The organism is Roseivivax sediminis, assembly GCF_900112685.1.
Lineage (GTDB): Bacteria > Pseudomonadota > Alphaproteobacteria > Rhodobacterales > Rhodobacteraceae > Roseivivax > Roseivivax sediminis.
Genome location: NZ_FOMS01000013.1, coordinates 45,132 through 64,286 on the forward strand (window position 1 = coordinate 45,132; position 19,155 = coordinate 64,286).

The following is a 19,155-nucleotide window of genomic DNA, read 5'->3' on the forward strand; positions in this document are numbered from 1 at the left end:
TCGTCGCCGCCATCGGAGCCGTCGTCGCCGCCCCCGGAGCCGTCATCGCCGCCATCGGAGCCGTCATCGCCGCCACCGGAGCCGTCGTCCGGGCCGTTGCCTGCCAGCAAATCCTCGGCCGTCACAACGCCATCGGTAAATTCGAAGAACTCCACTCCGGAAACAGTGTCACTGCCGGTTTCGCTGTTGAGGATGATTTGGGACGTATCGCCCGACGCAGATGCGTCCTGGAAGGCGACGCCGGCCTGCACCGTGTCGTCACCGTCGCCGCCCTCGATCACGTCCGATCCGGCACCGCCGTTCAGGAGGTCCGCGCCGGTGCCTCCGTCAATCGTGTCGGACCCCGTGCCGCCGGAAAGTTCGTCGTTTCCCGCGCCGCCTGCGATCTCGTCGTCTCCGCCGGCGCCGGCAATTGTATCGTCGTCGCCAGCGCCACTCATTATGTTGTCAAAGCTGTCTCCGGTGAAGTCGTCGGCGGCTGGCGTTCCCAAATATGGATTGGCAAATACCGACACGTCTTGGTCTTGGTCGATGTTCAGGGAGAGAAGCACCGCGCTCAACTCTCCGGGGGCTCCATCGGGATAGTGGAAAAAGATATCTCCGCCTGCCTCCAGCACGGCGACTTCGACCTGTTCGCCGAGCGAGACGAACAGCCCGGTGAGGGGTTCCTCGAGACCGACCTGGGCCGTGCCGCCGCCGATATAGGTGACCGGTTCGCCGTTCAGTGTCGATATGCCATCGTCGTCTGTCGACAAGGTTCCGTCGTTGTCGGCGAAGGTTGCCGATTGCTCGCTCCCGAACGCCGAAAGCACGAGCGTGGTGTTTTCCTGTAGCAGATCCGCGGAGACAAGGGTGCCGTCGTACGGGGTCACGTTGATCGTTTCGGTTGGCATGTTTTGGCCCTTTTTTGAGTGAGAACCTTCAATCTCAGGAATGATCCGAACAGCGCGCCGCCAATCGGGCGGCACGGTTCGCTTTCCTCTCGCATATGCTCCGCGGACTCGCGGAGCATTCGGATTGAATTTTTAATATGACCCGACGTGACGAAATGTCGTCCACACACGCCCCCATTGCGCATGTCGAGTGTCTTACGGCTGAAACTTTGGCGCTGTCATCCTCCTCCAATGGCTGCCAGCGTAACGACCGTAAGCCGACATTATACCGATTCCAATTCCGGTCAAAAACTTTCTCGCTTTATTAACATGCGATTAATCATATCTCAGGGGCGCTTGATCGCTTTGTCACGAAATCGGCTTTTTAAGACTTTCGTCGGAAAGGGCGTGGTAGAAGATAATAAAAACAAAATCTTAAGGATTCTGGAGATGTTTATGTCCAGCGATCGGTAGCTTCAATTTCGGGATGAAATATGGCCGGCTGACTGTATTTTGCCGTATTGATGTCGCTGCCGGCGGAGCTTGCCATTTCCATGTCGAATTCATCGGCAGTAAGTCGATCCCGATGTCTCGTAGCCCTTCGGCGCCCGGACTGATTTTATCGGAGGCGTTTTGGGATGTCAGAGTGTCGTTGTCGACCTTGACATGGCGCGCCTCTGCAAGCCGCGCTGCGGCATGTCCGTCGAGATATGCCCCGACGCAGACTTCACGCGCGGATCGATACCCCATACGCAGTTGCGCCCATCCGAGCCGGATGCCCGGAGCCCGCTTCTGCCCGACTTCCTCGATCAAAGCGGTTCGGACAGGGTGCGCGAAAACATTATCGCCCGCTACCGGTCGGCGCGATGCGCGTGCCACACCGTCCTTGCGCTCGCGATCGTCCGACCACTGGGCTGCGGCCGATGGACGGGATCGCGCTCGCGGCCCGAATCGCGCCGCGCACCAGGTGCATGCGATGCGGTGGCCGCTCGGTCGATCTGCGGATCGCCTGGGGCCGCAAGCCAACCCGCTGGACGGCGCTAGTGCGCAGAGTGAAGCAAGATCTCAATGATCCATTGAAGGCCACGACAATGGATGAACGCGAGTTTGGGTTCTTTGGCGTTGATTTTGAAACTTAAATTGGGGTCATGGTAGGCCCGGCAGGACTCGAACCCGCAACCAAAGCGTTATGAGCGCTCTGCTCTAACCAATTGAGCTACAGGCCCCCGTCGCATGTGGTGCCGCGTCGGGACGGCGCCGTCAAGCATCGCCGCGGCGCGCCCGTCAGATGAACGTCGCAAGATCCTCCAGCGCGACGGAGCCCGCCCCGAGGCCCTCGAACTCGACCTGCGCGGAGAGATCATCGCGGCTGAACAGGATGAGCGCGTCGCCGTCCTCGGCCGTGCCGAAGGTCACTTCACTGCGGCGGACCCCCTGGAATTGGATGATGTCCTCGCCGGGGGCGAAGTCGGTGACCAGGTCGCTGCCGAACGCGGCCTCGAAATTGACCGCGAAGACGAAGGTGTCGGCCCCGGCGCCGCCGGTCACGGTGTCATTGCCGCCGCCGCCGTTCAGCTTGTCCGCGCCGCTCCCGCCGGTCAGTGTGTCGGCGCCGGGTCCGCCGCGCAGGTCGTCGGCGCCCAGTCCGCCCGCAAGACGATCCTCGCCCGCCGCGCCGAGCAATGTGTCCCGTCCGGCGCCGCCCTCCAGCTCCTCGCCGGCGGTGTGCCCTTCGAGCCGATCGTGCCCGATCCCGCCGCGAAGTGTGTCGGCGCCGCCGCTCTCGTAACTGCCGTTGAAATTCGGCGCCGCGCTCAGCCAGTCGTCCCCGAGGCCGCCCGACAAAAGGTCGGCGCCGGGCCCGGCATTCAGGGTGTCGTCGCCGCGTCCGGCATGGAGCGAATCGTTCCCCGCGCCGCCAAACATCTCGTCGTCGCCGAGCCCGCCGCCCAGGAGGTCGTCACCGCGTCCTCCGTCGACGATGTCCCCGCCATTTCCGCCCGAGAGCGAATCATCGCCCGCATTGCCGTAAAGTTCATCCCACCCAGGTCCGCCGGCGAGGATGTCGTTGCCATCGCCGCCCGATAGGATGTCGGCATGTCGCCCGCCGAACAGTCGGTCGCCGCCAGCCCCGCCCGAGAGCGCGTCGCGACCCGGACCACCGCCGACGAGATCGGCTCCGGGCCCGCCATCGACCCGGTCGGGTCCGGCCCCGGCGCCTATGATATCGTTGCCCGTTCCGCCGGAGATGTCGTCGCCGCCGCCGAGGCCCCAGAGCGCATCCCCGCCGCCTCCGCCCTCGATCGTGTCCCAAGTCTCAGCGCCGATGAGGTTGTCGCCTCGGCCGGTGCCGATGAGAGGCGGGATCGCGGGCAGGTCCGGTTCGGGATAGCCGCCGGTCGCCGCGGTCAGCAGCGAAAACGGTCCTCCGCCTAGGAGCGGTCCGCTCTGGATCGGCTCAAAGGACACGCGGCCGTCCTCCTCAAGGAACGCGATGTCGGAATAATCGAGGTCGGGCAGGGGCGGACCGTTCAGGACAATGTAATCGGTCTCGTGCTCGCTGTCGCCGAAACCGCCATACACAGTGTCCTGCATGCGCACGAGCACGTCGCGCGGGACGTCGTCCACCACCATCCGGCGCAAGGAGAACACGACGCTGTCGTACTCTTCTAGGCGGTCCGACGGTATGTCGGCGCCGAGCTCGGTAAAGTAGTCAGGCCTTGGATCGCCCTCGTTGCCGCCCAGACTCGTCTCGATCCCGCGGATTGTCCCCGAGACCGTACGCAGCCCGTCGTCGTCCAGCAGCATCATGTGATCGTCGCTCACGTCGAGCGCGAGCCTGATGTCCGTGGCGCCGTAGTCGTAATCTCCGCCGTCCGTACTGTAGGCGAACCAAGAAAAGGTCCGGATGCCGGTAAATGAAATCTCGGGCATGCGTGTCTTCCCCGCTCAAAATGACTGGAAACAGGCTAATCTTCGGGATGCGTTCTGGCAACGAGGCGCTTCGGCGCCATGATGGCGGCCCCGCTCTGCGGTGCCCGTGACCATTGCCGTCGCGGTGCCCCTGCGCTAGGGCGCAGGGCGACAGCAGCCGGGATGCGCGCCGATGACAAACAAGACCGGGATCACCTATGCCGAGGCGGGCGTCGACATCGCCGCCGGAAACGCGCTCGTCGACCGGATCAAGCCGGCGGCGAAACGCACCGACCGGCCCGGCACGATGTCGGGCCTCGGCGGCTTCGGTGCGCTTTTCGATCTGAAGGCCGCGGGCTTCTCCGACCCGGTGCTGGTCGCCGCCACCGACGGGGTGGGCACCAAGCTGCGCATCGCCATCGACACCGGGCACCTGTCGGGCGTCGGCATCGACCTCGTGGCGATGTGCGTGAACGACCTCGTCTGCCAGGGGGCGGAGCCGCTCTTCTTTCTCGACTACTTCGCCACCGGCAAGCTCGACACAGAAAGCGCCGCGCAGGTGATCGAGGGCATTGCCGAGGGCTGCGCGCGCGCGCGCTGCGCGCTCATCGGCGGCGAGACGGCCGAGATGCCGGGCATGTACCCGCCGGGCGATTTCGACCTCGCAGGCTTTGCCGTGGGCGCGATGGAACGGGGCACGGCGCTGCCCGCCGACGTGGCCGAGGGCGACGTGCTTCTCGGTCTTGCCTCGGACGGGGTGCATTCCAACGGCTACAGCCTGGTGCGCCGGCTGGTGGAGATGTCGGGTCTCGGCTGGGACGCGCACTGCCCGTGGCAGGACGGCCCGCTGGGCGCCGCGCTTCTGGCGCCGACGCGCCTCTACGTGCGGCCGGCGCTTGAGGCGATCCGCGCAGGCGGCGTGCACGCGCTTGCCCACATCACCGGCGGCGGCCTGACCGAGAATATCCCCCGCGTCCTGCCGGAGGGCCTTGGCGCTGAGATCGACCTCGGGGCCTGGGAACTGCCGGGCGTCTTCGCCTGGCTTCGCGAACAGGGCGATATCGAGGCGGGCGAGCTACTCAAGACCTTCAACTGCGGCATCGGCATGGTCCTCGCCGTCGCGCCGGACCGCGCGGAGGCGCTGAGCGCCACGCTCTCGGAAGCCGGGGAGCGCGTGGTCCCGCTCGGCCGCGTGGTGCCGGGGCAGGGGGTCGCCTATACCGGCACGCTGAGGTGATGCGTGTCGCCATCCTGATCTCGGGCGGCGGGTCGAACATGACCGCGCTCGCCGACAGCATGACCGGCGATCACCCCGCGCGGCCGGTTCTGGTGCTGTCAAACCGGCCCGACGCCGGCGGGCTCGCGCGGGCCGACGCCCGGGGCATCCCCACGGCAGCCGTCGACCACCGCCCGTACAAGGGCGACCGCGCGGCGTTCGAGGCTGCGCTGCACGACACGCTTTGCGCGGCGCAGCCCGACCTGATCTGCCTTGCCGGCTTCATGCGGGTTCTGACCGAGGGCTTCGTGGCGCGCTGGCAGGGCCGGATGATCAATATCCACCCCTCGCTCCTGCCGAAATATCGCGGGCTCGACACCCATGCCCGGGCGCTCGAGGCCGGCGACACGGAAGCCGGCTGCACCGTGCACGAGGTCACACCGGCGCTCGATGATGGCCCGATCCTCGGGCAGGCGCGGGTGCCGGTGCGGGCGGGCGACACGCCCGACAGCCTCGCCGCGCGGGTGCTGGAGGCGGAACACCGGCTCTATCCGGCGGTGCTCCGCAGGCTGGCCGAGGGCGACAGGAAGCGGCTCGATCTGCCTCAGCGATAGGCCGGACTGACCGAAACGTTGCCGTGCCACTCGCGCGGGCCGCCCTGCATCTCGGGCGGCTGGCTGACGAGGGCGAGCGTGCCGATCAGCAGCACGGCGGCGGTCAGCGCCGCGGCCCAGGTGCCGAGGTCGTGGCGCTGGGTGCGGGACGGGGTCGGGGACAGGTCTATGGCGGTCATGGCGGTTCTCCTTTCAAGGGCCGGACAGCCCCGAGATAGGCATGCGTCATCAATTCCTGAAACGAATGTTCGTGGTCCGCGTCATCGCGTTTCGTGATGAAAGCCGCGCGCCATCGCCACTTTGCTTCACCTGCCGCAATCCGATAGGGTGCTCCGGATTGACACCGAATTCGAACAGCGGGCCCGCATGATCACCATCACCACCACGGACGACCTGGCCGCGTTCTGCGACAGGGCGAAGGGCCAGCCGTACGTGACGGTCGACACCGAATTCCTGCGCGAGCGCACGTATTACTCCAAGCTCTGCCTGATCCAGCTGGCGCTGCCCGGCTCCGACGAGGGCGGCGACGTCGCTCTGGTCGATCCGATCGAAGGACTGGAGATGTCGCTCGAGCCGCTGATGGACCTCTTTCGCGATACATCCGTGGTCAAGGTCTTCCACGCCGCAAGACAGGATCTGGAGATCTTCCATGTCGATCATGGCGTGATCCCCGAACCCCTGTTCGACACGCAGGTCGCTGCGATGGTCTGCGGCTTCGGCGAACAGGTGGGCTACGAGACGCTGGTCAAGCGCATCGCCAAGTCGTCGCTCGACAAGTCCTCGCGCTTCACCGACTGGTCGCGCCGGCCGCTGTCGGACGCACAGAAGACCTACGCCGCCGCTGACGTGACGCACCTGCGGCAGATCTACGAATATCTCGACCGCCGCCTGCGCGACACCGGCCGCCATCGCTGGGTGGCCGAGGAGATCGCCGCGCTGCTCGACCCGGCCACCTACACCACGAAACCCGAGGAAGCCTGGCAGCGGATCAAGACCCGCTCCTCCTCGCCGCGCTTTCTCGCGCTGGTGCAGGAGCTGGCGCGTTTCCGTGAGGCTTACGCGCAGGAGCGCAACATCCCCCGCAACCGCGTCTTCAAGGACGATGCGCTGTCCGAGCTCGCCTCCACCAAACCGCAGAGCCTTGCCGATCTCGGCCGCTCGCGGCTCTTGCTGCGCGAGGCGCGCAAGGGCGACATCGCCGAGGGGATCATCGAGGCGGTCTCGCGCGCGCTTGCCCTTCCCAAGGAGGAGCTCCCCGAGCCCGATCAGTCCCGCGACCGGCTGCAGGTGAACCCGGCGCTGGCGGACCTCCTGCGTGTGCTTCTGAAGGCCAAGACCGAAAGCTCGGGCGTCGCGCCGAAGCTGATCGCCCCGGCGGCCGAACTCGACGCCATCGCGGCGGGGGAACGGGACGTGCCCGCGCTCAAGGGCTGGCGGCGCGAGGTCTTCGGAGAAGACGCGCTGCGCCTCTGCGAGGGTCGAATCGCGCTTTCGGCCAAGGGGCGGAACGTGTCGGTGATCGAGCTCTGATAGGCGGCGGGGGCGTCCCGTCCGACCCGGTCGAGCCAAGCTCCACCCGCCCGAATATCACCGAAGGTGCCGGGCGTGCGCCGGTCCGGCCCGGCGGTCTGGCGCGATGTCACCCTTGTGCGCCGGTCGTATTGCGGAGGGAGTGGCGGGGATAAAGCGCAGACCTCGGAGGACCGAGCGCCAGCCTCCGGTCCGCCGCGCGCCCGACACCTGCGGTCGTTCAGCGGTGAAGCCATCCTTTCGGGCCGGTTCCGTGTGCCGTCCGGACGGAGCCCAGTGGTAGCAGCGCCCCGCGCGCAGCGGGGCCCGCTCAGCGCCGCGAGGTCAGGATGTTCTGGCGACCCCGCACTTCGATCCGGCTGATCCCGGCCAGTTCGTTGTCAGTGAGCCAGACCGCAGCCGTCGCCTTGCGCGCATCGGGACCGGTGTCGCGCGGACCCGGGCGCTGCAGTGCGTTGAACGTGTAGACCAGAGCGCCGCCCCCGGCCGTCTCGTCCGGGATCAGGCGGATGTCGAAGGGGCCGGCGCGGTCGGCGATGCCGGTGGCGCGGATGATCGCGCCGCCAGGGCGCCGCTCCACCAGGAGTTCGTCGATGACGGCAATGGGCGTGCCTGCATAGACCTGGTCCTCACTCCGCTCGCGGCGGAAGATCGATACGCCGCTGCTGCGCCGTGGCAGTAGAGGATTAACCTCGGACCCGGCTTCGACCGTCACCGGCCGCGACGTGGCGCCGCCGAACCAGTTGAACGGATTGAGGCGCGAGTCGCGCACAGTGCCGCAACTCGTCAGCACCAGCGCCGACACCAGCAGGACCCCGATAGATGTCTTCATGGCAATGCCCCGTCCCCGGTCCCGCCGTCCGGGCGGCAGGTCTTGTCCCGTGGGTTATCCGATTGCGCGGGCTTTGAAAAGCACCGCGGCACGGCGAAGGCTGGACGCGAGCCCGCCGGGATCATACGTCAGCGGGGACCGAAGGAACGGGGTATCCGGCAATGGCGCAGCAGGCATTCGAGGACGTGGTCGAGGATTTCGAGTTCCTCGAGGACTGGGAAGACCGCTACCGCATGGTGATCGAGATGGGCAAGGAGATGCCCGCGCTCGACGATGCCTTGAAGGTGCCGGCGACCAAGGTGGACGGCTGCGCCAGCCAGGTCTGGCTGCATCCACGCATCGAGGACGGCCGCTTCCATTTCCGCGGCGACAGCGACGCGATGATCGTGCGCGGGCTGATCGCCCTTCTGTTGCGCCTCTACGACGGGCTTGAGTTGCCGGCGGTGCGGGAGGTCGACGCCAAGGCGGAACTGTCGCGGCTGGGGCTGGAGGAGAACCTGTCCTCCCAGCGCTCCAACGGGCTGCGCGCGATGATCGAGCGCATCCGCGCCCTGGCCGCCGAGACCGCCTGACGGGACAGGTTGGGCAGATTGCCCACCCTACGGGTGTCGTGCTGAACGGGCCGGTGCTGGCCGGTGCTTTCGGGCCGGTGGTCACGCTCCCCGCTCCGAGCCACTCCGCAAGCTCAAGAGAATAGGGCGGCCCCGCAGGACCGCCCCCACTCATGCCTCTAAAGCCTCTGGACTCAAAGGCCCTTGCAGTTGGCGTAGTAGGTCACCGTTGCGGGCCAGTCGGAGAACACGCCGACCACGCCGACCTCCTGCGCCATCACGTCGAGCACCTCGAAATAGTCGCCATCGGTGTCGATCACGTCGTTGACCGACTCGTAGTACCAGCCGCCGCCCTCGTGCAGCGGGCCGGAGCGCTCCAGCGTCCAGGTGATCAGCTCGAGACCGGCCTCCTTGGCGGCCATCGCGTAGTCGGACGCGGTGATCGCGTCATCCTCGCCCACGGTCATCAGCATGTTCAGCGACGGCGCGAGGTAGTTCACGCCCTGTTCGGCGAGGGACGCGAAATCCTCCTGCCAGGTCTCGGGATCCTGCTCGTCGAAGCCCTCGGTCCACTCGACCAGGAACACCGCCTGCTCGCCGAATTCCGGTTCGTTCTCGATCCAGTAGAGCACGTCCTCGAGGTTGAACGATTGCGGCCAGACGCGCGACGGGTCGATGCCGGCGTCCTGGTACTCGTCGATCATCTTCTGCGCGTAGGCTTCCTGCGTGAACTCGCCCATCGGCATCTCGACCGACGGCGACTTCAGCTCGGGCGTGAAGTCGGCGCCCAGCTCGTCGAAAAGCGCGATCGATTCCGCGTGAGTCATCAGAGTCGCGCCGTTCGCGTAAAGGTCGGTGCGCCAGTCGGCGGTGCCGCCCACGTACTCCTCGGCCGTGGTCGCGGAGGCGTCCGCGGCGTCCATCTTCGGCTCGAGCGTGCGGAATTCCTCGAGCGTGATCTCCGAGGTGCGGCACTCGGCGGTGGCGTCCTCACCCTCGGTGGCCGGCGTGAACGGCGTCGTGCAGGTCTCGGCCAGATCGGTCGTGACGATGTTGGTGGTGGTGTGCAGGTCGTTCTGCGCGTGGCGGCAGACCAGTTGCTCGTCCGAGGTGAAGGTCACGTCGCATTCGAGGATGCCGGCGCCCTGGACCGCGGCGGCGCGGTTCGATTCGACCGTGTGCTCGGGGAACATCAGCGGCGCGCCGCGGTGGCCAATCGAGAACTTGGTGGTCTGCGGCTCCTGACCCCGGCAGGACATCAGCTCCGACTTCAGCTCGCTGTCGGCCATCTTGTCGATGAGGTAGAACGGGCGCGGGCCGTAGCTCAGCGCCTGCGCGTCTCCGCCCTCGGACTGGGCGAAGGACGAAACGGGCAGCGCCAGAAGGGCGGAGCCGAGAAGAAACGCACGGGTCATGGGAAAACCTCTCTGTTGATCCGAGGCCTTCGAGTGCCTGCAACCGGCAACGAAGACGTGACGGGGATGTTACGTTTCGATGACGCCCTCAGGCAATCATCCCGCGTCCATCGCGGAGACCTTCGGGAAGATCGGGTGCGCCTCGGTCGCCAGCTCGGCCGCCGCGGCCAAGATGCGCTCGCGCACCTCGCAGATGCGTGGCCAGGCGCTGTTGGGATCGGCGCAGGGCACCATGAACAGCACCTCCTGGCCGAAAACGTCGTGCCCGGCGACATAGACGCCGCGATCGACCTCCAGCGCCTTCTCCTCGTCGGTGTCGAGCCCGTCTAGCACCTCGTAATAGCGCCGGCGCAGCGCGGCCACGTCGGCGTCGTGCGCCAGCCGCAGCCGCACCTCGCCGATCAGGGCCGGATCGCGCATGGTCCAGTTCTCGAACGGCTCGTCGGCGAAATCGACGACCGGCACGACGATGCGCTTGCCGGTCCATTCGCGCAGCTGGACATAGGTGAAATGGATCCGCTCGACCGAGCACAGGTGCCCGTCATACACGATCTTGTCGCCGATCCGCGCCGACTGGTTCAGCGCGATCTGCATCGAGGCCATCACGTTGGACAGCATGTTGCGCGCCGCGAAGGCCAGGACCAGCGTGAACGCGCCGGCAGAGGCCAGGAGCGAGAAGCCCAGCGTGTTCATCAGGTTGGCTTCGCGCAGGATGATCCCGGCGCCGGCCACGACGACCACGACGATCATGCCGCGCCGGATCGCGGCGACCTTGGTGGCCTTCTCGCGCTTGCGCTCCTGCCCCTCGCCGGTGGCGGTCAGCGCGTCGCCGTCGAAGCTGATCAGCCGGTCCATGAACGCGTCGGCGACGTTGATGATCGCCCAGATGGTCGCGGTGACGAAGCCGATCGCGATGAGCGGGGACAAGAGCGTGTCGATTCGCCCCGAGAACAGGAAGACGTTCTGCGTGCAGATCGCCAGCGTGCTCGCCACCACCGCGAGGATCACCGGCGGCCGCAGCGCCACGAGGAAGCTGTCGCTGCCGCTATCGCGCCGCGTGCGGCCCAGCCCGCGCGACATCACCCTGTAGGTCAGCCGCCCCAGCCCCACGGACAGGCCGATGACCAGCGGCAGGCCGATGACCTCCCACCAGCGCAGGCCCCAGAAGGCGCGGGTGCGCAGGGGATCGGGTAGCCAGGCTTCGAGCCGCGAGGGGCCGTAGGCCTCGTAGAGTGCGGGGACATTGTCGACCGTCTGCCGCGAGATCACCCAGACCGGATCGGCATCCGGCACCTTCATGCGGTTGAGCCGTAGGCTGATCGGCCGGCCGTCGAGCTCTACCAGCGCCATGAGCAGGGACCGGCGCGGTTGCCCGGCCATGGCACTGTCGCTGGCGGCCTGCGCATCGAGCGCGTCGGGCCGGTCAAGAAGCTGGTACCAGTTCACCACCACCTTGCGGTCGATCACGGTGAAGAACTCGCGTGCGATCCGAGGGCCGTACTCCTCTTGCTCGTCTTCCGGCCAGCCGGCGAGGTCGAGCAGGTGCGCCGCCTCCTCGAAGCGGCTCGCCCGTCCGAGAGACAGGAAGCTTTCCACCGTCGATTGCGGCGTGGTCCGGTCGAGGTCCACGGGCGCCGGGCCGAGCCCGCGATTGAGCGCCTCGACCTCGTACCACGAGGTGGTTGCCGCGTTCTGCTGCGCCCCCGCCGCAACGGGTAGGAGCAGGGCAAGGCAGGTCAGGACGAATATGATAGGCCGCATATGCGGCGAAATGTAACGGCGCCGCCCCGGATCAAGCAACGCCGTGCACATTGTCGGCCCGGGCGCCGTCGCGCGAGGCCTCGCGCCCGGCCGCGCTTACATGAAGCCCAGCTCGAGCCGTGCCTCGTCGGACATCATGTCCATACCCCAGGGCGGATCCCACGTGATCTCCACGTCGACCTGTTTCACGCCGCCGATGGGCTCCACCGCGTCGGCGATCCAGCCCGGCATCTCGCCGGCGACGGGGCAACCCGGCGCGGTCAGCGTCATGATCACCTTCACCGCGTTCTCGGACGAGATGTCGATCGTGTAGATCAGGCCGAGATCGTAGATATTCACCGGAATCTCGGGATCGTAGACGCCGCGGCAGGCCTCGACCACCTGATCGTAGAGCGGATGGTCGGTGGTCGACGGCGCGATCAGCGGCGCGCCTTCGAGCTTGGGGCTGGCTTCGGTCATGACGGAGCGTCCTCTCCTGTAATCCGACCAAAGATATAGGGATCGGGGTTGCGGCGGTAAAGCCCGCGCTAGGGCCGCAGGGTCACGTCGGTCAGGATCGCAGCCACGGTCTCCAGTGCCGCGCGCACCGGCGGATCGTGGCGCGCGTCGTGATGGGCGACGAGCCATTCCTCGTGCGCGAGCGCGTCGATCTCGGCCCCGATCTGCACGAGCCCGCCCGCGGCGAAGATCGGCAGCACCACGCGCCCGATCCCGGCGCGGGCCATTTCCCGTGCGAGCCCCATGTCCGAGGCGGTGGTCGTGATGGCCCCCGCATGCGTCTCGCGCAGCCAGCGTTCGGAGGGGGCGGTGGCTGCGCCCCGGGGAAGGGCGATGTATCCCTCGATCCCGTCATGCACCGCGAAGACCGCGTAGCGGATTGTCGCGGTGACCCGCCCTGCCAGCCAGGGCTGATCGGGCCGGCGGTTGCGCACGCCGATATCGGCCTCGCGACGCGCGATGTCCACCTGCGCGTTGGAGGCGAGCATCTCCGGCACCCAACCCGCCCGCTTCGCCGGCAGGTGACGCGCCAGCAGCCGCGATGTCCAGAGCCCGGCGGTGATCCGAACCCGGGGCACGGCCTCGGCGGCGGCGAACCGATCCAGCCGGGTAGCGAAACCGCGCAGATCCGCAGCTTGCTCGGCCAGGTCGCGTCCATGCGCGGTCAGCCGGTAGCCCTGTGCGCCGCGCTCGAACAGCCGCGCGCCGAGCTGGCGTTCCAGCGCGGCCATCCTGCGACTGAGCGTCGGTGCCGAGACGCCCGTCGCCCGCGCCGCCGGTTCGAGCCTGCCGGCATCGGCCACCGCCAGGAACAGTCGCAACGCATCGAGCGACAGGTCTTTCATTTCTGAAAGTCTGCCTGCGGCATTCGTGTCTCCTGTCGGCGCATTTGCCGCGGCAGGATGGAACCGTTCTTCCATTATCGCAAGGAGTTGTCGCTTGTCCCCGCCAGACCTGGACCCGCCGAACGATCCCGCCCCGACGATCTACGCCGCCGAACGACGCTCATTCGAGCGTCAGGCCCGCCGCCGCCGCGCCCGGCTGCGGCGCGCGCGCCTCCTGCGCCTTGCCCGCGCCCTGCGCCGGATACGCTGGACGCGGGCGCCCGCCGGGATACCTCGCCGGTCGTAGTACCGATGGGGGGGATGAGGATGAGCACCCGCAACGATCTGACGATCTACGACGGCGCCGCCGCGCGCTGGTGGTCGGATGACATCCGCTGGGTGCGCACGCTCAGGAACCTCGTCCCCGGCCGCTTCGCCTTCTTCGACCGGCACGTGACCTGGGAGGGCAAGCGCGTCCTCGATCTCGGCTGCGCCGGCGGTTTCATGGCCGAGCCGATGACGCGGCGCGGCGCAGAGGTCACCGGCCTCGACCCGGCGGAGGAGGCGATCCGCGCCGCCCGCGACCATGCCGCCTCAGAAGGGCTCGACATCGCCTACGCCGTCGGTGTGGGTGAGGCGCTCCCCTTCGAGCCGGCCCGCTTCGACATCGTCGTCTGCGTCGATGTGCTGGAACACGTCGCTGACCGCGCTCAGGTCCTTTCCGAGGTGGCGCGCGTTCTGGCGCCGGGCGGGGTCTTCCTGTTCGACACCATAGCCCGCAACCGCCTAGCGGCGCTCCTGACCGTCCGTCTGGCCGAGGATGTGCTCGGCCTCCTGCCGCGTGGCACGCACGATCCCGACCTGTTCATCTCCCCCAAGACGCTGAAGGCGGAACTGCGGGCGGCCGGGCTGGAGCCCGGCCCCTTCAGCGGCCTCGGACCGCGCGGCATCACCCGCCGCGGCGATCTGACCTTCGGGCCGGTGCCCGTGCAGAGCGTGCAATACATGGGGATCGCGACGAAGCCGGGCTGACCGCCCGCGGCGCCCGGGGCGGACAGACGCCAAATCGCGCGCCTATCCCAGCAGCTTGCGCCGGCGCACGGGGGCGGGGCGCACCCGCTCCTCGATATGGTCGTAGAGCATCCCGGCGACGTTCTTCTTCGACGCGATCTCGATCCCCTCGAGCCCGGGCGAGGAATTGACCTCCAGCACCTTCGGCCCCGATTCCGACCGGAGCAGGTCAACCCCCGCGAAATTCAGCTTGAACGCCCTGGCCGCGCGTACCGCGGTCTCTCGCTCTTCCCGGCTGATCCGCACGACCATGGCCGATCCGCCGCGGTGCAGGTTCGACCGGAAATCGCCCTCCGCCCCGGTGCGCTTCATGGAGGCGACAACGCGCCCGCCCACGACGAGGCAGCGGATGTCTTCTCCGGCCGCCTCCTTCACGAAGTCCTGTACGAGGAAGTTCGCGCGCAGACCCCGGAAGGCGTCGATCACCGATTGCGCGGCCTTCTTGGTCTCGGCCAGCACCACGCCCTTGCCTTGCGTCGATTCCAGCAGCTTCACGATCATCGGCGCGGTGCCGACCAGCCGCATCAGCGAGTCGGTGTCCTTGGGCGAGGACGCGAAGGCGGTGTTGGGCATGCCGATCTTGTGCCGGGCCATCAGCTGGTGGGCATAGAGCTTGTCGCGCGACGCCGTGATCCCCTCGGAGCCATTGGTGCAGAACGTGCCGATGGTCTCGAACTGGCGGATCACGGCGGTCCCGTAGGAGGTCACGCTCGCCCCGATGCGCGGGATCACCGCGTCGTAACGGGGCAGGCGGGCGCCGTCGTAATGCACCTCGGGCGCCATCGCGTTGATCGCCATGTAGCAGCGGGTGGTGTCGATCACCTCGACCGTGTGGCCGCGTTTCTCGCCTTCCTCGACGAGCCGCCGGGTGGAGTAGTTGTTCTCCCGGCTCAGCACCGCGATCCGGAGCGCCCGGTTCGGCGCCCGCTTGCGCACCGCCGAAGAGGCGTAGACGTCGTAGCTCAGCTCTTTCTGCAAGAACCGGTCGGTGGCGACGATGGTGATGTGGTCCTTCAGCGCCTCGCGTCCCAGCAGCATCCGGCTGGCCATGCTGGCCCGGTTGGTCAGGGTCAGTTCGATCGGCCAGGCCTCGCCGCCGACCTCCAGCGTGCAGCCGATGACGTAGCGGCTCTCGCTCTCGCCGTTGGAACTCGTCACCATGCGCCGGTCGAGCACCTTGGCCGAGCAGGGAATGATCAGGTCGTCACGTCCCGGCACCGGGTGCACGGTGAAGCGCACCTGGGGGTTCTTGGACGAGCCAAAGGTCTCGATGTCATAGGCGTGCAGCGCCGAGGTCCGCGCGCCGGTATCGACCTTCGCGCGCAGCGCCGGCAGGCCGAGATCGGGCAGCGCCACCCATTCCTCCCATCCGAAACGGATGAGGTCCTGCGCGGGGTCTTCGGTGTCGCTCATGGCGGGTCCTCGTCGGGGGGATGGCCCCACGCAGCTATCAAGGCGCCGCGCGCCCGGCAAGCTCGCGCCGGGCAGGCAGGTCAGTCCAGCGCCCCCGCCGCGCGGGCCCGACCGTAGAGATGCCAGCTCGCGTGCCCCAGCACCGGCAGCACCACGAAGAGCCCCAGGAAGGCCGGCAACAGCGCCAGCAGCGTCGCGCCCGCGATGATCGCCGCCCAGAGCGTCATCACCCCGGGGTTTGTCCGTACCAGCCCCAGGCTCGCCCGCATCGCGGTGACGAAATCCACCTCCCGGTCGAGCAGCATCGGCAGGCTCACCGCCGTCAGCGCGAACAGAAGATAGGCCAGCACTGCGCCCACCGCCGCCTCCACCGCCAGCATCGTCAGCCCGTCGCCCGTCAGGTACGTCGCCAGCGCGTCGTGGCGCCCCATCAGCACCGACGGACCCATGAAGAGCGCGAAGAGCATGTGCGCCAGAAAACTCCAGAACAGCACGTAGATCAGGATCACCGCGCCGGCCCACGGGATCTGCCGGGTGCGCTCCGCCCAGACCACGCCGAGGACGCCGCGCCAGCTCAGCGCCTCGCCGCGCGCCCGCCGCCGGCTCACCTCGTAGAGGCCCACCGCCAGGAACGGCGCGGCCAACGGAAAGGCGAGCGTCATCGTCAGTGTCCAGGTCAGAAGCCCGGCGCCAAGCTGCACCAGCGCCAGCCCGAGCACGACGTAGACCCCGCTGAAGAACAGCCCGAACAGCGGCGCCGCCCGGAAATCGGCGAGCCCGGCGCGCAGCGCGGCCCCAAGGTCCGCCGCCTCCAGGCGTGCCGCCGCTCCACGCTCCGTCGTCGCGGGTATCACGGTCATGACATTCTCCTCCTTGGCTCCCCTAGGGCGAGGATATCGCAGGCGGCGCCTGCCGTCTCGCCCCGTGGGCCGCGACACCTCTGCGTCCGCAACGACCGACGTACGGGCAAGGGCGCGTGCCTCCCTTCATCTAACCAGGTAAACCCCGGGGAGCGCGAGCGGTTGGCCCCTCGCCGCGCAACGTCGGCATCCGGCGTCGCGCGCGCCCAAGGCCGAAAACGCGGCCACCGGGCCGCCCGTCCGGACCGCGTCGCGTATCCTCCGATCTCAGGACACTATCGCCACCGACTGCACAATCCGCCTACTTGTTCACGTCGTCCTCGACGATCCGCGCGCGCCCGTCGGGCCGGCCGAAGACTGCGCGCAGCACCAGCCACGAGGCGGCCGACAGCCCCGCCCAGATCGCCAGCAGCGCCGGCAGGCTCGCCGACAGCCAGATCCACATCATCAGCGACAGCGCCCCGGCGCCAAGCGCGAAACCGAGGAAGATGTAGCCCGGCACGAGCACTTCGAGGATCGCCAGCACGACCGCGCCGCAGAGCCAGAGCCACCAGATGTCCCAGGGCATGCGCTCAGTCCTTCTTCGGCGTTTTCAGCATCTTGAAGGCATCTCCGAAGGCGTCGAGCAGGTTCGACGGCAGGATCAGCGTCTGCCGTCCCTCGCTCTCGCCCAGCCTCGACAGCGCCTCCACCTGTTTGAGCGCCACCTGGTACTGCGCCGCCTCGAGCCCGTTGGCCTTGATCACCTCGGCGACCACGCCGGTGGCGTAGGCCTCGGCGTCGGCGGTGATGCGCCGCGCCTTGGCCTCCTGCTCCGAGGCGTAGAGCTTGGCGTCCGCGGCCAGTTCCACCGCGCGCTTTTCCCCCTCGGCCTCGGTCACCTGCGCCCGCCGCGCGCGTTCGGCATTGAGCTGCTGGAGCATCGCAGCCCGCGTGGCATCGTCGAGGTTGACGTCCAGAAGCTCGGCCCGCGTGACCTCGATCCCCCAATCGTCCACGACCGACACGAGCTGCTCCTTGATCGACGCGGTCAGCGCGGAGCGGTTGGACTGCACCTGGTCGAGTTCCATCTTGCCGATCTCCGAGCGCACGATCCCCGCGACGGTGGTAGAGATCGCGCCGTCCACGTCGCGGATGCGGTAGACGGTCTTTTCCGGCTGCACGATGCGATAGAAAACAGAGGTGTCGACCTTCACCAGCACATTGTCGTGTGTGATTGCGTCCTGCTGCATGGTCGGCAATTGTCGCTCGAGGATCGAAATACGGTGCGCCACGCTGTCGATCACCGGCACGATCAGGTTGATGCCGGGCGACAGGACCGACCGCAACCGGCCGAAGCGTTCGACCACGAACTGCTCCGATTGCGGGACGATCTTCACCGCGCGAAAGACGAGGACCACGATCAGGATGGCGATCAGCAGGAAGATCAGCCCGCCGCCGCCTTGAAGGATCATGTCGAAAATCGCGTCGGGTGTCATGGCGGGCGCTCCTGCACGGGGTCTGACCTGTTGAAGCAAGACGCGGCGGCTTTTTCAACGCTTCTCGCGCGGGGTTGCCGGCTGCGGCGGCTTGCGGCAAAGGGCAGCAATGCCTGCGTTCTCCTTCACCCTCGCCGCCCGAGACGGCGCAGCCCGCACCGGGCGGATCGACACGCCGCGCGGTTCGATCCGCACGCCCGCTTTCATGCCCGTCGGCACCGCCGCCACGGTCAAGGCGATGCTGCCCGAAAGCGTCGCCGCGACCGGCGCCGACATCCTTCTGGGCAACACCTACCACCTGATGCTGCGCCCGGGGGCGGAGCGGGTGGCCGCGCTCGGGGGGCTGCACCGGTTCATGAACTGGGACCGGCCGATCCTCACGGATTCGGGGGGCTTTCAGGTCATGTCGCTGGCGGACCTGCGCAAGCTCGACGAGAACGGCGTGACCTTCCGCAGCCATATCGACGGCTCGCGCCACGCGCTCAGCCCCGAGCGGTCGATGGAGATCCAGCGGCTTCTGGGCTCGGACATCGTGATGGCCTTCGACGAATGCCCGGCGCTGCCCGCTGATCGCGACCGGATCGAGCAATCCATGCGCCTGTCGATGCGCTGGGCGGCGCGCTCGCGCGAGGCGTTCGGCGACCGGCCGGGTCACGCGCTCTTCGGCATCCAGCAGGGCGGGCTGGAGCCCGATCTGCGCGAGGAAAGCGCCACGGCCCTGCGCGAGATCGGCTTCGAGGGCTACGCCATCGGCGGGCTCGCCGTAGGTGAGGGGCAGGAGGCGATGTTCGGCTGTCTCGACCACGCCGTCGGCTGGCTGCCCGAGGACCGGCCGCGCTATCTCATGGGCGTGGGCAAGCCGGACGACATCGTTGGCGCAGTGGCGCGTGGCGTGGACATGATGGATTGCGTGCTGCCCTCCCGCTCGGGGCGCACCGGGCAGGCCTGGACGCGGCGCGGACAGGTCAACCTGCGCAATGCCCGCCACGCGGACGATCCGCGCCCGCTCGACGAGACCTGCACCTGCCCGGCCTGCCGCGGCTATTCGCGCGCGTACTTGCACCACGTCGTGCGCGCCCGGGAAATGATCGCCGGCATGCTGCTGACCTGGCACAACCTGCATTACTATCAGGAACTCATGCAGGATCTGCGGGACGCGGTTGCGGAGGGACGTTTCGCGGCCTTCGAGTCGGCGTTCCACGCCGCGCGGGCCGAGGGGGATATCGAGCGGCTGTGAGCCTGCGCGCGCAGCTCTCGGTTCGCCGCCTTGTCGGTCTTACGCTCGAAGTCTGAGGCGTCGTTGGCGC

At 67.9% G+C, this 19,155-nt stretch carries 18 protein-coding genes and 1 tRNA gene; 6 read left to right on the top strand and 13 right to left on the bottom strand.

Annotated elements, in window-relative coordinates; genetic code table 11:
* The 3 genes from F3H57_RS22330 to F3H57_RS18020 all read right to left on the bottom strand — a co-directional run.
* Positions 1-893: calcium-binding protein (locus tag F3H57_RS22330; RefSeq protein ID WP_394349844.1), on the bottom strand; the 893-nt coding region annotated here is incomplete at its 3' end.
* A 1,128-nt stretch (positions 894-2,021) separates the two neighbouring features.
* Positions 2,022-2,098 (bottom strand) — tRNA-Ile (locus tag F3H57_RS18015).
* A gap of 58 nt (positions 2,099-2,156) precedes the next feature.
* Positions 2,157-3,806, bottom strand: coding sequence for a calcium-binding protein (locus F3H57_RS18020; RefSeq protein WP_149757623.1), 1,650 nt, complete (start codon positions 3,804-3,806; stop codon positions 2,157-2,159).
* A gap of 172 nt (positions 3,807-3,978) precedes the next feature.
* Between F3H57_RS18020 and purM the strand changes: the two genes are divergently transcribed.
* Positions 3,979-5,022, top strand: coding sequence for a phosphoribosylformylglycinamidine cyclo-ligase (gene purM / locus F3H57_RS18025; protein WP_149757625.1), 1,044 nt, complete (start codon positions 3,979-3,981; stop codon positions 5,020-5,022).
* Positions 5,019-5,615, top strand: coding sequence for a phosphoribosylglycinamide formyltransferase (gene purN, locus F3H57_RS18030; RefSeq protein ID WP_149757627.1), 597 nt, complete (start codon positions 5,019-5,021; stop codon positions 5,613-5,615). Before purM ends, purN begins: the two co-directional genes overlap by 4 nt.
* Here the strand turns inward: purN and F3H57_RS18035 are convergent.
* Positions 5,606-5,794 (bottom strand): hypothetical protein, encoded by a 189-nt coding sequence (locus F3H57_RS18035; RefSeq protein ID WP_149757629.1) that lies wholly within the window; start codon positions 5,792-5,794, stop codon positions 5,606-5,608. The genes purN and F3H57_RS18035 overlap by 10 nt on opposite strands.
* A 187-nt stretch (positions 5,795-5,981) precedes the next feature.
* Here F3H57_RS18035 and rnd point away from each other — a divergent pair, with 187 nt between their 5' ends.
* Entirely contained in the window at positions 5,982-7,145 is a 1,164-nt protein-coding gene (gene rnd / locus F3H57_RS18040) for a ribonuclease D (protein WP_149757631.1), read from the top strand.
* A gap of 310 nt (positions 7,146-7,455) precedes the next feature.
* On the opposite strand, the gene F3H57_RS18045 is transcribed toward rnd, so the two are convergent.
* The gene (locus tag F3H57_RS18045; RefSeq protein ID WP_149757633.1) at positions 7,456-7,977 is read right to left on the bottom strand and encodes a hypothetical protein; all 522 of its coding nucleotides are present in this window, start codon (positions 7,975-7,977) and stop codon (positions 7,456-7,458) included.
* 161 nt (positions 7,978-8,138) lie between these two features.
* Between F3H57_RS18045 and F3H57_RS18050 the strand changes: the two genes are divergently transcribed.
* Positions 8,139-8,549 (top strand): SufE family protein, encoded by a 411-nt coding sequence (locus F3H57_RS18050; protein WP_149757635.1) that lies wholly within the window; start codon positions 8,139-8,141, stop codon positions 8,547-8,549.
* Positions 8,550-8,722: 173 nt separating this feature from the next.
* Here F3H57_RS18050 and F3H57_RS18055 read toward each other — a convergent pair whose 3' ends face one another.
* The 4 genes from F3H57_RS18055 to F3H57_RS18070 all read right to left on the bottom strand — a co-directional run bounded on the left by F3H57_RS18055 (position 8,723) and on the right by F3H57_RS18070 (position 13,047).
* On the bottom strand, positions 8,723-9,943 hold the full coding sequence (locus F3H57_RS18055; protein WP_149757637.1) for a glycerophosphodiester phosphodiesterase family protein: 1,221 nt from the start codon (positions 9,941-9,943) through the stop codon (positions 8,723-8,725).
* Positions 9,944-10,039: 96 nt separating this feature from the next.
* Positions 10,040-11,704: a mechanosensitive ion channel family protein gene (locus F3H57_RS18060; protein WP_149757639.1), complete on the bottom strand. Its 1,665-nt coding sequence runs from the start codon at positions 11,702-11,704 to the stop codon at positions 10,040-10,042.
* A gap of 96 nt (positions 11,705-11,800) precedes the next feature.
* On the bottom strand, positions 11,801-12,163 hold the full coding sequence (locus tag F3H57_RS18065) for an SUF system Fe-S cluster assembly protein (RefSeq protein WP_149757641.1): 363 nt from the start codon (positions 12,161-12,163) through the stop codon (positions 11,801-11,803).
* Positions 12,164-12,231: 68 nt separating this feature from the next.
* Positions 12,232-13,047, bottom strand: coding sequence for a LysR family transcriptional regulator (locus F3H57_RS18070; RefSeq protein ID WP_149757643.1), 816 nt, complete (start codon positions 13,045-13,047; stop codon positions 12,232-12,234).
* Between the two features lie 300 nt (positions 13,048-13,347).
* On the opposite strand from F3H57_RS18070, the gene ubiG reads away from it, so the two are divergent.
* Positions 13,348-14,058, top strand: a complete 711-nt coding sequence (gene ubiG / locus F3H57_RS18080) for a bifunctional 2-polyprenyl-6-hydroxyphenol methylase/3-demethylubiquinol 3-O-methyltransferase UbiG (RefSeq protein WP_149757647.1) — start codon at positions 13,348-13,350, stop codon at positions 14,056-14,058.
* A 42-nt stretch (positions 14,059-14,100) separates the two neighbouring features.
* Here ubiG and rimK read toward each other — a convergent pair whose 3' ends face one another.
* The 4 genes from rimK to F3H57_RS18100 all read right to left on the bottom strand — a co-directional run bounded on the left by rimK (position 14,101) and on the right by F3H57_RS18100 (position 17,848).
* A complete protein-coding gene (gene rimK / locus F3H57_RS18085; protein WP_149757649.1) occupies positions 14,101-15,510 on the bottom strand; it encodes a 30S ribosomal protein S6--L-glutamate ligase in 1,410 nt (469 codons plus the stop codon).
* 80 nt (positions 15,511-15,590) lie between these two features.
* Positions 15,591-16,370 carry a DUF2189 domain-containing protein gene (locus tag F3H57_RS18090; protein ID WP_149757651.1) on the bottom strand — a complete coding sequence of 260 codons (780 nt, stop codon included), beginning with the start codon at positions 16,368-16,370 and terminating at the stop codon, positions 15,591-15,593.
* Between the two features lie 301 nt (positions 16,371-16,671).
* Entirely contained in the window at positions 16,672-16,938 is a 267-nt protein-coding gene (locus F3H57_RS18095) for an NfeD family protein (protein ID WP_149757653.1), read from the bottom strand.
* 4 nt (positions 16,939-16,942) lie between these two features.
* Positions 16,943-17,848 carry an SPFH domain-containing protein gene (locus F3H57_RS18100; protein WP_149757655.1) on the bottom strand — a complete coding sequence of 302 codons (906 nt, stop codon included), beginning with the start codon at positions 17,846-17,848 and terminating at the stop codon, positions 16,943-16,945.
* A 109-nt stretch (positions 17,849-17,957) separates the two neighbouring features.
* Between F3H57_RS18100 and tgt the strand changes: the two genes are divergently transcribed.
* Positions 17,958-19,085, top strand: coding sequence for a tRNA guanosine(34) transglycosylase Tgt (gene tgt, locus F3H57_RS18105; RefSeq protein WP_149757657.1), 1,128 nt, complete (start codon positions 17,958-17,960; stop codon positions 19,083-19,085).
* Positions 19,086-19,155: the final 70 nt, after the last annotated feature.